Source organism: Prauserella oleivorans, from assembly GCF_042685745.1.
GTDB lineage: Bacteria > Actinomycetota > Actinomycetes > Mycobacteriales > Pseudonocardiaceae > Prauserella_A > Prauserella_A oleivorans.
This window is the reverse complement of the sequence record NZ_JBHUNT010000001.1, coordinates 1,318,586-1,332,133: the sequence shown is the minus strand read 5'-3', so window position 1 is coordinate 1,332,133 and position 13,548 is coordinate 1,318,586. Positions and strand designations below refer to the sequence as shown.

The following is a 13,548-nucleotide window of genomic DNA, read 5'->3' as shown; positions in this document are numbered from 1 at the left end:
GTCAGCCCTTCGGCCGCTTCAGATACGCGACATGCTGCTCCCCGCTCGGGTTCGGCAACACGGTCACCAGTTCCCAGCCGTCCTCGCCCCACTGGTCGAGGATCTGCTTGGTGGCGTGAATCAGCAGCGGAACCGTGGCGTACTCCCACTTCGTGACACTCATGAGCGACACCCTAGCCAGTAGCGTGTGCGCACGTGGAGACATGGCGTGTGATCGCGGCGGCGCTGCTGGGCCTCGCCGGGGTGCCCAGCGGGCTGATCATCATGGCGAAGGCGCGCGAACGCACCGACCGCGCGTCCGCCGCCGGCATCGCGGGGCTGGTGTCGTTCACCGCGCTGGCCGTGCTCTGTGTCCTCGTGCTGACCGTCCTGCCCGGCGGCGTGGCCTGGGGACTCGTGGCCGCGGTCGCCGTCGCGGTCGGCGTCCTCACCCTGGCGAGCTGAGTTTGGCTTACGCTGCCAGGGTGACCACGCTGGCTGGCTGGACCGACGAGCTGACCCGCACGCGACTGCATTTCGTCACGGGCAAAGGCGGGACGGGCAAGACCACCCTCGCCGCGTCCCTCGGCCTGGCGCTCGCCAGCCACGGCAGGCGGGTGCTGCTCGTGGAGGTCGAAGGACGGCAGGGCTTCGCCCAGCTCTTCGACACCGAGCCACTGCCGTACGCCGAGCAGCGCATCGCCTCGGCCCCTAACGGCGGCGAGGTGCGCGCGCTCCACATCGACGTCGAGGCCGCGCTGCTCGAGTACTTCGAGATGTTCTACAACCTCGGCTTCGCCGGGCGGACCCTGCGCAGGATGGGCGCCATCGAGTTCGCCACCACCCTCGCGCCCGGCCTCCGGGACGTGCTGCTGACCGGCAAGATCAAGGAATGCGTCGGGCGCACCGACTCCGACGGCAGGCACGTCTACGACGCCGTCGTGGTGGACGCGCCGCCGACGGGCCGGGTCGTGAAGTTCCTCGACGTCACCAAGGCCCTCACCGACCTCGCCAAGACCGGGCCGATCAGCGCGCAGGCCGAGGGCGTGGTGCGGCTGCTGCACTCCGGGGAGACCGCGGTGCACATCGTGACCCTGCTGGAGGAGATGCCGGTGCGGGAGACGCTCGAGGCCGTCGCCGAGCTCGACGGGGCCGACCTGCGCCCGGGCGCGGTGCTCATCAACCGGGGCCGCCCGCCGCGGCTGCCCGCCCGGTCGGTGCCCGCCGCGGCCGACGGCCGGGTCGACGCCGGACGGATCCGCGCCGGCCTCACCGCGGCAGGCCTGGACCTCGCGGAATCCACACTGGACGGGCTCGTGGAGGAGACCGTCGAGCACGCTGTGCGGGTGGCCTCCGAGCAGAGTTCCCGGGAGCACCTGGCCGAGAGCGACCTGCCGACACTGGAGCTGCCCGAGGTCACCGGCGGCGTCGACGTCGCGGCGCTCTACGAACTGGCCGAGGCACTCGTCGAGCAGGGGGTGCGGTGACCACGCAGGCCACTCCGATGACCACCGACCTGGACATCGACAAGCTCATCGACGACCCCGCGACGCGCGTCGTCGTCTGCTGCGGCTCGGGCGGCGTGGGCAAGACCACCACGGCGGCGGCGCTCGCCCTGCGCGCGGCCGAGCGCGGCAGGCAGACCGTGGTGCTCACCATCGACCCGGCGCGCAGGCTCGCCCAAGCCCTGGGCCTGCGTGAACTCGGCAACCACCCGCGTCAGGTATCGGTGGCCGGATTCGAGCCCAAGGGCGAGCTGTGGGCGATGATGCTCGACATGCGCCGCACGTTCGACGACATGGTGCGGCGGCACGCGGGCCCGGAACGCGCCGAGCAGCTCCTGTCCAACCGCTTCTACCAGACCATCTCCACGTCGTTCTCCGGAACGCAGGAGTACATGGCCATGGAGAAGCTCGGTCAGCTCGCCGCCGCGGGCGAGTGGGACCTCATCATCGTGGACACGCCGCCGAGCCGCTCCGCGCTGGACTTCCTCGACGCGCCCAGTCGCCTGTCGGCCGCGCTCGACGGCCGGATGATCCGGCTGCTTACCGGCCCCGCCAGGGCGGGCAGCTGGGGCATCCGCAAGGTGATGAGCGCGGGCTTCTCGATGTTCGCGAAAGCGGTCTCGACCATTCTCGGCGGCCAGCTGCTCGCCGACGCGTCGGCGTTCATGCAGGCCTTCGACTCCACGTTCGGCGGCTTCCGCGAGCGGGCGACCAAGACCCAGGAGCTGCTGCGCTCGCCGGGTACCGCCTTCCTCGTCGTCGCCGCGCCCGAGCCGGACGCCCTGCGCGAGGCCAGCTACTTCGTGGAGCGGTTGTCGGAGGAGTCGATGCCGCTGGCCGGCCTGGTGGCCAACCGGACGCATCCGGTGCTGGCCGACCTCTCGGCCATCGACGCGCTGGCGGCGGCCGAGGCGCTGGAACGCGGCGACAAGAACGCTCCGCTCGCCGCCGCGGTCCTGCGCCTGCACGCCGACCGGGTGACCCTCGCCGAACGGGAGAAACGACTGCTCGCCCGCTTCACCCGCGCACACCCCGGGGTCGCCGTGACCCGGGTGCCCGCGCTGCCCGGCGACGTCCACGACCTCACCGGCCTGCGCGACATCGGCGAGCGGCTGGCGGCCCGGACGTGACGCGCTAGTTGCCGCGACCCGCGGGCTCGTACTCGCGCTTGGCGGATTCGAGCAGGTCACGCCAGCTGTGCACCTCGGGCCGTCTGCGCAGCAGAGCCCTTCGCTCCCGCTCGGTCATGCCTCCCCAGACACCGAAGTCGATGCGGTTGTCCAGCGCCTCGGCGAGGCACTCCGTGCGCACGGGGCAGCCCATGCAGATGATCTTGGCCCGGTTCTGCTCCGCACCGCGGACGAACAGGCCGTCGGGGTCGGTGTCCCGGCAATACGCCTGAACGCGCCAACTCGACTGGTCGGTCTTCATACCCCCAGCTCCTACCCTGTTTGTGACCAGCAGCAGGCGGCGATGACCTTCTCGGACCTCGCCCCCCACGAACGGGTCTCCTGTGCTCTCACGTCCCCTCCCTCAGCGCCTCCCCTCAGGCGCTGCTTCGTGAGATGTTGACGGACTGTAGGGGCCATCGGTTCCCTCCGCCAACCCCCGAGTGGGCTTTTGTTACGAGATGTCACTTCCCTGTCAACTGGCCGCCGCACCGCGAGCACACGTGACCTTGCGTACCCTGGCTGCGTGCGCATGAGGGACGGTCTGCTGAAGATGTTCGGCCTCTGCCTGCTCGCGGGAGTGCTGGTGGCGGGGATCCTGTTCCCCGTGTTCGGCGCCGCAGGCGTGATCTCGAACCAGGCGAGTGACACTGTGGACTCGATGTCGGCGGATCTGGCCGACGAGCCGCCGCCGCTGCTCACCACCGTGACCGACCGGGACGGTCAGCCGATCGCGACGCTGTACAAGCAGTATCGAGTGCCGGCCAAGCCCGACCAGATCTCCGACGCCATGAAGTGGGCGCTGATCTCGATCGAGGACCGCCGGTTCTACGAGCACGCGGGTGTGGACTGGAAGGGCACGCTGCGGGCGGCGATCAGCAACAGCTCCGGCGGCGACACCCAGGGCGCGTCGACGCTGACCCAGCAGTACGTGAAGAACTACCTCATCAACGTCACCTACCGCGACGACAAGATCGGCCAGCAGCGCGCACAGGAACAGACCATCGCGCGCAAGCTGAAGGAAGCCCGGATCGCCATCCAGCTCGAGACGCGGATGAGCAAGGAGCAGATCCTCGCCGGCTACCTCAACGTCATCGAGTTCTCGCGGCAGATCTACGGTGTCGGCGCCGCGGCGCACGCGTACTTCAACACGACTCCGGACAAGCTGACCGTCCCCCAGGCCGCGCTGCTCGCCGGCATGGTCAACAACCCCGCGGTGCTCGACCCGTGGAACAACCCGGAGCGGGCGACGCAGCGGCGCAACGTCGTGCTCGACACGATGGTGCAGAACCGCAAGCTCTCCGCCGAGGACGCCGAGCGCATCAAGAAGGAACCGCTCGGCGTGGTGCCGGATGGTCCGAACAAGCCGGCGTCGAACTGCGTGGGCGCGGGTCCGGAGAACGGCTTCTTCTGCCAGTACGTGCAGGACTACCTGCTCGAACACGGCATGACCGAGGACGACCTCTACACCGGCGGCTACACGATCCGCACGACGATGGACCGCAGGGCCAACCACCTGGCCAAGGAGTCCGCCGAGCAGCAGGTGGACAAGGACGAGGACAACGTGGCCAACACGTTGTCACTGGTCAAGCCGGGCAAGAACCGGCACGAGGTGGTCGCGCTCGCCGCGAACCGTGACTACGGCCCCGACGCCGAGGCCGGGCAGACCGAGTACGCGCTGCCCTCGGACGTCGCGAACGTCACCGGCGCGGGGTCGAGCTTCAAGATCTTCACCGCCGCGGCGGCGCTCGAACGGGGCGTCACGGGCATTTTCGAAACGGTGGCGGTGCCGGGTACGCACGTGTCGAACGTGTTCATCAACGGCCCCGCGCACTGTCCCGGCAACTCGTACTGCGTGTCGAACGTGGGCAATCCGCCGACCAGCATGACGCTCCAGCAGGCGCTGGCCACCTCGCCCAACACCGCGTTCGTCATCCTGCTCGAGCAGGCGGGCATGAAGAACACGCTCGACATGGCGTACAAGCTGGGCCTGCGCAAGACGATGAACTCCAACGCCGCGACCGGCGGCCCTCCGGACCCTGACGCGGAGAGCGCGGCCGTGCGGCTCACCCAGCGGCAGTTCTACGGCCCGAACGGCGACTATCCGGGTGTCGGCGCGTTCACCCTTGGCGTGAGCCCGGTGAGCGGGCTGGAGATGGCGAACGTGGCGGCCACGATCATGAGCGGTGGCGTGTGGTGCCCGCCGACGCCGATCGCGCAGATCACCGACCGCGACGGCAAGCCGGTGCCGATCAAGGAGGAGCCGTGTGAGCAGGCCGTGGACGAAGGCCTGGCGAACAGCCTCGCGGTGGGCCTGAGCAAGGACGACCAGCCAGGCGGTACGGCGGCGGAGGCCGCGGCGGCGCACAACTGGACGCGCCCGATGATCGGCAAGACCGGGACCACGCAGAACAACGGCTCCGCGGCGTTCATCGGGGCCACCCCGCAGCTCGCGGGCGCGGCCATGGTGTTCCGGCCCGATCAGCCCAACGGCGGGCTCGTCGACGGCGGCCCCGGCAACGTCTACGCGTCCAGCGGCACCTACGGCAACATGTTCGGCGGCAAGACGCCCGCCAGGACGTGGTTCGGCGCGGTGTCGAAGATCCTCGAGGGCCAGCCGGTGATTCCGTTGCCGCAGCCGGACCCGCGGTTCGAGTAGACAGGGCGGTTTCGAGGCAGAGCTCCAGCGGCCGCCGTCGTTCCGGGTCCCGGAGTGACGGCGGCCGCTCCGCGTCCGGGCCGGTGGGCAGTGACGCCCCGCGCAGAAAGCCGGTCCCGCAGCCCTCACGGCGAGTCGCCGCACTAGCCTCGTCGAGTCCGGCGATCCGGCTCGCAGGCCGGCCGGACGGCTACGAGGCCCACGTGCCGCCGGTACGCTGGGTTACACGACCGCGCAGGGATGATGATGAAACGCCTCGTGACGGGGACAGCGGCCCTCGGCGCCGCGACCCTTGGTTACGCCGTCGGCATCGAGCGGCGGCACTGGACATTGCGTACCGCGCAGCTGCCCGTGCTCAGCGAGGGCGCGCGGCCGATCAAGATCCTGCACATCTCCGACCTGCACATGCTGCCGGGCCAGGAGTCGAAGCAGCGGTGGGTCGCCGCGCTCGACCGGCTGGAGCCGGACCTGGTGGTCAACACCGGCGACAACCTCGCCCACCGGCGGGCGGTGCCCGCCGTGCTGCGGTCGCTGGGTCCGCTGCTCAGCAGGCCGGGCGTGTTCATCTTCGGCAGCAACGACTACTACGCACCCAAGCCGAAGAACCCGGCCCGGTATCTCCTGCCGAAGGCTCGTAAGAAGCGCATCCACGGCAGGCACCTGCCGTGGCGGGACCTGCGGGCGGCGTTCATCGAACGCGGCTGGCACGACCTCACGCACGTGCGGCGCACCCTGACCGTCGGCGGTCAGCGGATCTTCGCGGCCGGCGTCGACGACCCGCACCTGCACCGGGATCGCTATGTCGACATTTCCGGCTACGCCGATCCGGACGCCGTACTGCGACTGGGCATCACGCATTCGCCCGAGCCGCGCGTGCTCGACCCGTTCGCCTCCGACGGCTACGACCTCGTCCTGGCCGGGCACACCCACGGCGGCCAGCTGCGGATCCCCGGCGTGGGCGCGCTCGTCACCAACTGCGAACTCGACCGTTCCCGCGCTCGCGGCGTTTCCCGTTGGGGCGCCGACATGTGGGTACACGTCTCCGCGGGTCTCGGCACGTCGCCGTACGCGCCCGCGCGCTTCGCCTGCCCGCCCGAGGCGAGCCTGCTGACGCTCGTACCGCGGGATTCCGGCGGCGCGGCCCCGAGAAAGACCACCCGCCGAAAGGCCCACAGCGACGTCCGCTAAACTGTGTGCCGACCCAATGAGCAGTACATCGGGGTGTGGCGCAGCTTGGTAGCGTGCCTCGTTCGGGTCGAGGAGGTCGTGGGTTCAAATCCCGCCACCCCGACGGAAGAACTGGAAGAGCCGTGTTCGCGGATTACGCGAACACGGCTCTTCCTTTGTTTTGCGGGGGCGGAGCCCCCACGCCCCACCCGGGGGTACGCCCCCAGAACCCCCGCAGGTTGCCGGGTCGGGCTTGGTGGGCGGACGCACCGGGCAAGCACTTCACCTCGGTGAGGTACGTCACCTCGGTGCGGCAGCTGTCGTCGCCGGGTTCAGCGCCCGCGGAGGCGACCCCACTTCCGCAGGTGCGGCAGCACCACGATCCCGAGGCCCAGCAGAGCCATCACCACATGCAGCGGCAGCCGTGCACCCTCGAGCGCGTCGATGTGGTTGAGCAGGAACCAGCTCGGACCGTCGCCGGCGATGTTGTTGATCGTTCCGCCGAGCCCCTGTGCGATCAGCAGAATGCCGATGATCTCCGCCACGCGCCCTCGCCCCCTCCGCAAAACAATACACGTGTATTGACTCCGGACACCGTACTGACCACAGGACTGGTCTGGCAATCCAGTACATTGGTATTGGCTTGACGAGAGGAGCTTCCGGGCGTGACACGAGGAGCCGCCGCGCAGCACGAGTCCCGGCGGGACGAACTCGCCGACGCGGCATTGCGGGTCGTGGAGCGCCAGGGCGTCGAAGCGCTGACGTTCCGGCAGGTCGCCGCCGAGGCCGGGGTGTCGCTGGGCCGCGTGCAGCACTATTTCGCCAGTCGTACCGACCTGATTCGCGCCACCTTCGACCGTGTGCAGCGCCTCACCAAGGACCGGGTCGACGCCGGCCTGGCCGACGCCGGCACCGCCGACTCGGGGCGCAGTGTCGTCGAGGCGATCCTGCGAGCCCTGATCCCCGCCACACCGACCCAGCTGGCCGAGCATCGGGTGGCGCAGATGTTCGAGGCCCTCGCCATGAACGACGCCGGCATGCTGCGTGAGTTGCGCGCGGGCCATGCCGATCTCGCCGACTTCCTCGCCGGCCAGCTGAGCACGGCGCGCGACCACGGGGAGATCGACCCGGCCGTCGACCCGGCACCGGCCGCCGTCACGCTGCTGGCCTGCGCCGAGGGTCTCGCCGGCCTGGTCGCGATCGGCCACACGCCGGCACCGATGGCCCACGACCTGCTCGGCGCGCAGTTGGCCCGCCTCCTGGGAACCCGCTGAGCACGGCGTCACGGCGCCGTCGCCAGCACCTCCACCCAGCACTGCGCGAACTCGCCCTGGCCGCTGCGCACCCACATCCACGCGGAGCGCGCCGCGCTGGCCAGCTGCGGATCGGGGCCGACGTCCGGGGACCGCAGTGCCGCCGCGAGCTCGTCCTCCACCTGCTGGGCCAGGTCGTGGTAGGCGATGTCCGGGTAGTGGCGCACCCGTTCCCGGACGTTCCGGAAACCGGCGCGCAGCACCCAGTCGCCCACCCGCCTGCCCGCGAACGGATCACCGCCGCGTCGCCGGTGCAGGACGTGCCTGCCCCGCAACGCCGCCTCGACATTGGCCGTCCTCGGCCGCAGCTTCGCCCGCCCCCAGTCCGCTGTGGACAGCGCGAGCGTGCCACCGGGCACCAGCACCCGCGCCAGCTCGCGCAGTATCACCTGCGGGTCGCGCACGTGCTCCAGCAACGCGTGCGCGAACACGACGTCCACAACGGACTCCGGAAGCGGAAGGTGCCGCGGGTCGCCGGCCAGAAAGTCCACTGTGGTCACCGAAGCCCGGGCGGCGGCCTTGCGGGCCAGCGCGATCGCTCCCTCGTCGGGGTCGACGCCGAGCACCTGGATCGGATGCGCAGCCGTACCGAGACACAGCGTGACGGCGCCGTCACCGCAGCCGACGTCGAGCACCCGCATTCCCGCGGTCAGCGTGGGCAGGACGAAGTCCGCGTAACCCTCCAGCACGGCCCCAACACTACGGACCTGGCAGGATCACGGGGGTGAGCACACAGCATCCGGCAGCGCGGGTTCCCGACCAGCTCTTCGCCGACGAGGCCACCGAGGCGCGCTGGCGTGCGCGTTTCCTGGCGCCCCGGGTTTCGGTCCCCGACTGGTCGCTGGATGCCCCGGACGCCAACATCTACGTCTCCAACGCCAGCGGCGTGTGGGAGGTCTACGCCTGGGACCGCTCGACCGGGGAGCACCGCCAGGTCACCGACCGGCCCAACGGCACCCTGCACGCGACGACCTCGCCCGACGGGCGCTGGATCTGGTGGTTCGACGACACCGACGGCGACGAGTTCGGCTCCTGGGTGCGCGAACCGTTCGCCGGTGGCGAGCAGGCGGGCAAGGCCGTCGCCGACGTCCCGGATGGCTACCCGGCCGGTCTGGAGATCGGCCACGAGCTCGTGGCCGTGGGCGTGTCGACCGACGAGGGCAGCGCTCTCTACGCACACCGCGACGGCGTGACCACGCGCTTCTACGCCAGCGAGGACGACGCCGGAGTGTCGGCCCTGTCCCGCGATGAACGGCTCCTGGCGATCTCGCACTCCGAGCACGGTGATTCGCGACACCCGGCCATCCGCGTGCTGTCGTGCGACGGCTTCGGCACGGTCGCCGACAAGTGGGACGGCGAGGGCAAGGGGCTCGCCGCGCTCGCGTTCTCCCCGAGGCACGGCGACGCCCGGCTGCTGATGCTGCACGAGCGGCGCGGCCGCGAGGAGCTGATGATCTGGGACGTCGAGGCCGACACCGAGCAGGAGATCCACCTCGACCTGCCCGGCGAGGTCGTCGGCGACTGGTACCCGGACGCCGGCGCACTGCTGATCGTGCACTTCCACGAGGGCCGCAGCTCGCTGCACCGCTACGACCTCGCCACCGGCACCCTGACGACACTGGAGACGCCGCCGGGGCGCATCGGCGGCGCGAGCGTGCGCCCGGACGGCTCGGTGGAGTACTCGTGGTCCAACGCGGCCGAGCCGCCCGTCGTGCGCGTGCGCCTGCCCGACGGCACCGACCGCGTGCTGGTGGAGGCTCCAGGTGAACGCGCCCCGGGGTCGGAGCCGCTCACCGACGCCTTCGTGGAGGGCGTCGGCGGCCGGATCCACGCGCTCGTCTCCCGCCCGGCGGACACGGACGGCCCGCAGCCGACGGTGTTCCTCCTGCACGGCGGGCCGCACGCGGCCGACGAGGACCGCTTCTCCGCCTACCGGGCCGTCTGGCTCGACGCGGGCTTCGCCGTGGTGGAGGTGAACTACCGCGGCTCCACCGGGTACGGCTCGGCGTGGCGGGACGCCATCGAGGGCAGGCCGGGTCTCACCGAGCTCGAGGACGTGGCGGCGGTGCACGACTGGGCGGTCCGGAGTGGACTCGCCGATCCGCAGCGCTGTGTGGTGAGCGGCGCGTCGTGGGGCGGCTACCTCACGCTCCTCGCGCTCGGAACGCAGGCCGGCCGGTGGGCGGCAGGTGTCGCGGGCGTCCCGGTGGCCGACTACGTGGCCGCCTACGAGGACGAGATGGAGCAGCTGCGCGCATTCGACCGCGCATTGTTCGGCGGCGCCCCCGACGACGTTCCGGCCGTCTACCGGGAGTGCTCACCGATCACCTATGTCGAGAACGTGGACGTCCCGGTGCTCGTGCTGGCGGGCGACAACGACCCACGGTGCCCGATCCGGCAGATCGAGAACTACCTGGACCGGCTCGCCGCACGCGGGGTGCCCTACGAGTTCTACCGCTACGACGCCGGTCACGGCTCCCTCGTGATCGCCGAGACCATCAAACAGACGGCCATCGAGGTCCACTTCGCCCTGCGCGCAGTCGGCCTGCGCTGAACACACGACGGCCCCCGAGGGCGCACGCTCTCGGGGGCCTCGCTCACGGGGTGGTCAGGCCTGCTGCGCCTGCCACATCCAGTGCTGCTTCTCCAGTTCGGCGGCGATCTCGATGAGCAGGTCCTGCGTCACCAGATCGCTCTTGTCGGTCTCGTCGATCCGCTTGCGGAGCCGCTCGATGAGGTCGCCGAGGATCTCGACGATCGTGTCGATCGTGGTTTCGGTGGTCTGCCAGTTGTCGGGGTACTCGGGCAGGCCCGAGCTCTCCACGACGGTCTTGGCCTTGCCGTTCGGCGATACCCCGATGGCGTTCGCGCGCTCCGCGACGTCGTCCGTGAACCCGCGCGCCGCACTCACGAGCTCGTCGAGCTGCAGGTGCACGCTGCGGAAATTCTTGCCGACGACGTTCCAGTGCGCCTGCTTGGCTACCAGCGACAGATCGATGAGGTCGACGAGTGTGCTCTGCAGCACGTTCGCCGTGACTTCCTTGTCGCTCTCCTTGAGCGGGCTCTTGACTGGCGACTTGGCCATCGCTGTTTCCTCTCTGCTGAAACGTCGGGGCGGCGCTTGCAGGGTTTACCCGCTCCAGCAGACTTCAAACGTTTACGACGACCATCTGGCCTGGGCGAACTCCGTCACCTGCCGGCCGATGAGACGCAGGTTGCGTACCACCTTCTCTTCCGAGGCACCGCCCGCCTCGTCGAACTTGACCTCGGAGCTGTTGACGGCCCCGCCCATCGGGGTCGGCCAGCCGCGCAGCGCGTGGGCGATGGTGCGTAACTGGTCGAGCGTGGTGACGGCCGCCTGCCAGCCGTGAGCGACGGCGATGAGGCCGACGCCGCGGCCGTCGAGGTACGGGCGGGCGTCCGAGCGCAGATCCTCGACGTAATCGAGGGCGTTCTTCACGAGGCCGGACAGCGCACCGTGGTAGCCGGGTGAGACGACGATGATGCCGTCGGCCTGGCGCACGGCCTCCACGAGTTCGCGAGCCTGCGGCGTGCGGTCGGGGATGCCCGCGTCGTAGAACGGCAACGTCAGCGCGCTGCCGGTGATGGCGCTGACCTCCGCGCCGGCGTCCTCGGCGGCACGCAGCGCCACGTGCAACGCGCGTTCGGACTGCGAGCCGTCGCGTAGTGAGCCACCGATTCCGAGCACCTTGATCGCACGCGTGGAAGTCACCCCCCGAGGCTAAGCCTTCCAGTTAAGTGGAGGACCAGGCTGATCGACACGACATCGGCCATGTCACACCTGGCGCCGCTTGCTACCCGTTAGTAACCTCGGCACGGTCAGAGCAGACAGGAGGAACAATGGCGATTCCGCTCCAGGTCCGTGCCCAAGCCGCGGCCGCGCAGATGCTGTACTGGCTGCCCAAGCCGGTGCGGCGGCTCATCGCGGGCAGGCCCATCCGCGTCGACGGCCAGGAGCTCGCGCTCGACGCGCAGCTGTTGCTGCGGTTGCAGCAGCTCACCGGAGCATCACTGGTCGACCGGGAGTACTCCGTGGAACGGTCGCGCAAGGCTCTGGACGGCAGCCGGCACCTGGTGAGCGGCAAGCCCATTCAGCCGGTCGACACGCGGGAGGTGTCGATTCCCGCCGAGCACGGCGAGGTGCCTGCGACGCTGTACACCCCGCGCGGGCTGCCGACGGGATCCGGTCTGCTCGTCTACTACCACGGCGGCGGCTGGGTCGTCGGCACGCGCGCCAGCCACGACAACACCGCCCGGTACCTGGCCAAACACGCCGGGGTCCGCGTGCTGTCGGTGGAGTACCGGCTAGCACCCGAAAACCCGTTCCCCGCGGCGCCGGAGGACGCGCTCGCCGCGTTCGACTACGCCCACGCCAAAGCCGCCGATCTCGGCGCCGACCCCGCCCGCATCGCCGTCGGCGGGGACAGCGCGGGCGGCAACCTCGCGGCGGTCACCGCGCAGCAGGCGACCAGGCGCGGCGGGCCGGCGCCGACCTTCCAGCTGCTGATCTACCCCGGCACGGACGCCACCACGCGGCGCCGCTCCCGCGAGCTGTTCGGCAACGGCTTCTTCCTCGTCGACGAGCACATGACGTGGTTCCTCGACCAGTACGCGCCGGCCGGCGTCGATCGGGCCGACCCGAGGCTCTCGCCGCTGCTCGCCGACGACCTCTCCGGACTGCCGCCCGCCTACATCGCCACCGCGGGGTTCGACCCGCTGCGCGACGAGGGCGAGGCGTACGCCGCGAAGCTCGAGGCCGCCGGCGTTCCGGTGGCGCTGAGCAGGCACGAGGACCTCATCCACGGCTACGTCAACTTCCTCGGCATCGGCACGCGGTTCCGTGAGGCGACGGCCGAGGCGGCGGGCGCTTTGCGGGTGGGGCTGAGCTTGAAGGCCTGAACAGGCGAAACCCGGCGCGGCACCAGGCCGCGCCGGGTTTCGGCCCGGGTCTCGGGTTATGGCGCCGGAACAGGCACCGGCGGCGCCGGGACCTGGCCGAGCAGCGAGGACAGCAGGCCCTGCAGAGTCTGCAGGAGCGACTGCAGCAGTCCGTTCACCATCGTCAGCGGGTCGGGCAGGGGCGGCAGCTGCCTGCCTTCGTCCGAGTACGTCCTCGGCTTGGCCGACGGGTCGGCGAGCACGGCGCTGACCTCCTCCTGCTGGCCCTTCGCCACCGCGGCCTGGTTGCGGGCCTCCGACCGCACCTTGACGGCGCCGCCCGCCAGGTCGGCGAGCACCGGGTCGAGCTCGGCGAGCGTGTGCCTGGTGCCCTGCACGTCGCCGTTGTAGGCGACCGTCGTGAGCTGGTCGCGCAACTCCAGCAGGCGCTGACCGACAGCCTCGGTGCTGGAGGAACCCTTGCCGCCGCCGTCGGCGGGGGTCGCGGCCGCCAGCCCCGGCGCGGCGACCGCCAACAGCGCCCCCGCCACCAGCGCGACGACCGCGCGAACGAATCCGGACTTCATGTGCCAACCTCCTGGCCTGGGGAAGCAACGAACATCCAAGCCGTACCAACCGCCCCGCCCCGGCACAGCGCGAAGCGGAGCGGCTGCGGTGTGGCCGGTTCACCTGCTGTGCCCGTCCCACGCGGAAGTCCGCGACATCAGGTCACCCGGAACCCCTTGCGCTGGCTCCGCAAGCCCCCGCCGCGAGGGAGAAGTCGGTCACCGAGGGCGGTCGGGGTCGCCCGATGACCCGTTCGGTGTCCCTCGAACCGGCCTTCTCGGGGTGGGCGG

At 70.7% G+C, this 13,548-nt stretch carries 15 protein-coding genes and 1 tRNA gene; 9 read left to right on the top strand and 7 right to left on the bottom strand.

All coding sequences use genetic code 11. The features are described 5' to 3' along the window. Window position 1 precedes the first annotated feature (1 nt). Entirely contained in the window at window positions 2-163 is a 162-nt protein-coding gene (locus ACFSZT_RS06630) for a hypothetical protein (RefSeq protein ID WP_377389399.1), read from the bottom strand. 32 nt (window positions 164-195) lie between these two features. Here ACFSZT_RS06630 and ACFSZT_RS06625 point away from each other — a divergent pair, with 32 nt between their 5' ends. From ACFSZT_RS06625 to ACFSZT_RS06615, 3 genes are read left to right on the top strand one after another with little or no spacing between them, the layout of a single operon-like run. Continuing rightward, complete coding sequence (locus tag ACFSZT_RS06625; RefSeq protein WP_377389401.1) at window positions 196-444, top strand: hypothetical protein; 249 nt, start codon at window positions 196-198, stop codon at window positions 442-444. A 20-nt stretch (window positions 445-464) separates the two neighbouring features. Further along, a complete protein-coding gene (locus ACFSZT_RS06620) occupies window positions 465-1,466 on the top strand; it encodes an ArsA-related P-loop ATPase (RefSeq protein ID WP_377389404.1) in 1,002 nt (333 codons plus the stop codon). Between the two features lie 17 nt (window positions 1,467-1,483). Beyond that, window positions 1,484-2,614 carry an ArsA family ATPase gene (locus ACFSZT_RS06615; protein WP_377389406.1) on the top strand — a complete coding sequence of 377 codons (1,131 nt, stop codon included), beginning with the start codon at window positions 1,484-1,486 and terminating at the stop codon, window positions 2,612-2,614. A gap of 4 nt (window positions 2,615-2,618) precedes the next feature. Here ACFSZT_RS06615 and ACFSZT_RS06610 read toward each other — a convergent pair whose 3' ends face one another. Further along, on the bottom strand, window positions 2,619-2,915 hold the full coding sequence (locus ACFSZT_RS06610; RefSeq protein ID WP_377389409.1) for a WhiB family transcriptional regulator: 297 nt from the start codon (window positions 2,913-2,915) through the stop codon (window positions 2,619-2,621). A 264-nt stretch (window positions 2,916-3,179) separates the two neighbouring features. On the opposite strand from ACFSZT_RS06610, the gene ACFSZT_RS06605 reads away from it, so the two are divergent. The 3 genes from ACFSZT_RS06605 to ACFSZT_RS06595 all read left to right on the top strand — a co-directional run bounded on the left by ACFSZT_RS06605 (window position 3,180) and on the right by ACFSZT_RS06595 (window position 6,603). Next, window positions 3,180-5,312, top strand: a complete 2,133-nt coding sequence (locus ACFSZT_RS06605) for a transglycosylase domain-containing protein (protein WP_377389412.1) — start codon at window positions 3,180-3,182, stop codon at window positions 5,310-5,312. 246 nt (window positions 5,313-5,558) lie between these two features. Next, on the top strand, window positions 5,559-6,500 hold the full coding sequence (locus tag ACFSZT_RS06600) for a metallophosphoesterase (protein ID WP_377389415.1): 942 nt from the start codon (window positions 5,559-5,561) through the stop codon (window positions 6,498-6,500). A gap of 29 nt (window positions 6,501-6,529) precedes the next feature. Further along, window positions 6,530-6,603, top strand: a tRNA-Pro gene (locus tag ACFSZT_RS06595). Between the two features lie 208 nt (window positions 6,604-6,811). Here ACFSZT_RS06595 and ACFSZT_RS06590 read toward each other — a convergent pair. Continuing rightward, the gene (locus ACFSZT_RS06590; RefSeq protein ID WP_377389417.1) at window positions 6,812-7,024 is read right to left on the bottom strand and encodes a hypothetical protein; all 213 of its coding nucleotides are present in this window, start codon (window positions 7,022-7,024) and stop codon (window positions 6,812-6,814) included. A gap of 120 nt (window positions 7,025-7,144) precedes the next feature. Between ACFSZT_RS06590 and ACFSZT_RS06585 the strand changes: the two genes are divergently transcribed. Further along, window positions 7,145-7,753, top strand: a complete 609-nt coding sequence (locus tag ACFSZT_RS06585) for a TetR/AcrR family transcriptional regulator (protein ID WP_377389420.1) — start codon at window positions 7,145-7,147, stop codon at window positions 7,751-7,753. An 8-nt stretch (window positions 7,754-7,761) separates the two neighbouring features. Here ACFSZT_RS06585 and ACFSZT_RS06580 read toward each other — a convergent pair whose 3' ends face one another. After that, the gene (locus ACFSZT_RS06580) at window positions 7,762-8,481 is read right to left on the bottom strand and encodes a class I SAM-dependent methyltransferase (RefSeq protein ID WP_377389422.1); all 720 of its coding nucleotides are present in this window, start codon (window positions 8,479-8,481) and stop codon (window positions 7,762-7,764) included. Between the two features lie 35 nt (window positions 8,482-8,516). On the opposite strand from ACFSZT_RS06580, the gene ACFSZT_RS06575 reads away from it, so the two are divergent. Continuing rightward, window positions 8,517-10,346, top strand: coding sequence for a prolyl oligopeptidase family serine peptidase (locus ACFSZT_RS06575; protein WP_377389425.1), 1,830 nt, complete (start codon window positions 8,517-8,519; stop codon window positions 10,344-10,346). 54 nt (window positions 10,347-10,400) lie between these two features. On the opposite strand, the gene ACFSZT_RS06570 is transcribed toward ACFSZT_RS06575, so the two are convergent. Next, a complete protein-coding gene (locus ACFSZT_RS06570) occupies window positions 10,401-10,877 on the bottom strand; it encodes a Dps family protein (protein ID WP_377389428.1) in 477 nt (158 codons plus the stop codon). A 72-nt stretch (window positions 10,878-10,949) separates the two neighbouring features. Then, window positions 10,950-11,525, bottom strand: coding sequence for an NADPH-dependent FMN reductase (locus ACFSZT_RS06565; RefSeq protein ID WP_377389431.1), 576 nt, complete (start codon window positions 11,523-11,525; stop codon window positions 10,950-10,952). Between the two features lie 128 nt (window positions 11,526-11,653). On the opposite strand from ACFSZT_RS06565, the gene ACFSZT_RS06560 reads away from it, so the two are divergent. Beyond that, entirely contained in the window at window positions 11,654-12,712 is a 1,059-nt protein-coding gene (locus tag ACFSZT_RS06560) for an alpha/beta hydrolase (protein ID WP_377389434.1), read from the top strand. A 56-nt stretch (window positions 12,713-12,768) separates the two neighbouring features. Here the strand turns inward: ACFSZT_RS06560 and ACFSZT_RS06555 are convergent, their stop codons facing one another. Next, complete coding sequence (locus ACFSZT_RS06555) at window positions 12,769-13,278, bottom strand: hypothetical protein (protein ID WP_377389436.1); 510 nt, start codon at window positions 13,276-13,278, stop codon at window positions 12,769-12,771. Between the last annotated feature and the right edge of the window lie 270 nt (window positions 13,279-13,548).